Below are 1,000 nucleotides of genomic sequence, written 5' to 3'. Positions count from 1 at the left end.
GACACCACCATCGCGGCAACGCGCTCTCAGGGCTGTGAAATGAAGGACAAGTTCAAAGAAAACATCCGCATTGCACTGCCAGCAGCACTGGTTGCTATGGGTATTTTTGCCTTCAACAGCACTGCGACTCAAGTGCCAGAGACTGGCCCAATTGAATGGTTAAAAGTGCTACCGTACGTCACCATTTTGATTTTGGCGGTTTCAGGGCTTAACGTATTTGTTGTGCTGACTATCGGTATTTTACTGGCAGGTGGCGTAAGTTTGGTTTCGATTGACGACTACGGTCTAACGAACCTAGCGCAAGACGTGTACAGCGGTTTTGGCAACATGCAGGAAATCTTCCTACTATCGATGCTGATTGGTGGTCTGAGTGAGTTGATGCGTCGTCAAGGCGGTCTTGCTTTCCTAACCAACTTAGTGAGCAGCATGATCCACGCGTTTGGCTCTAGCCATTCAAAACACGCGAACAGCCGCGCAAGTGAGCTAGGTATCGCGGGCTTGGTTTCTATGGTGAATGGTTGCACGGCAAATAATACGGTCGCCATCATCGTATCGGGTAGCGTGGCGCGTCAGTTGGCGGAAGAGAACAATGTCTCTCCTCGTCGCTCAGCAAGCTTGTTGGATATTTTCTCGTGCGTGGTACAAGGCATTTTGCCTTACGGCGCGCAAGTATTGTTGCTAGGCTCAGTATTTAACCTTTCTCCATTAGAAGTGGTTGCCAACTCTTACTACTGTTTCGCGCTGGCAATTGCAGCTATTGTGGCGGTGTTTATCAAACACCCAGCTCGCCAACCCGCAGTGCAAACCGAAAACTAACGACAAATACCGAAAAGGCTCCGATGGAGCCTTTTTGCTTTCCGTTCTTCTTTATTTTCCTGGCTTCAAACAGATTCACTTTAAAACTGAACGCAAACTTTGCGCACTGCGTAAAGGAATCGCGAAGCAATGCGCCACATCGCGTAGAGCTTCCACCTGAGCCGCGTTACTGATTGCTAATTCG

The 1,000-nt window shown here is 49.1% G+C and carries 1 pseudogene; it reads left to right on the top strand.

Annotated elements, in window-relative coordinates:
* A pseudogene (locus R7R24_RS25055) lies at positions 1-816 on the top strand (Na+/H+ antiporter NhaC family protein); the annotation flags it as partial.
* Between the last annotated feature and the right edge of the window lie 184 nt (positions 817-1,000).

The sequence above is a fragment of the Vibrio sp. 704 genome (genome assembly GCF_033339295.1).
The sequence above is the reverse complement of the archived record's forward strand: the minus strand, read 5'-3'. Positions and strand labels throughout refer to the sequence as shown.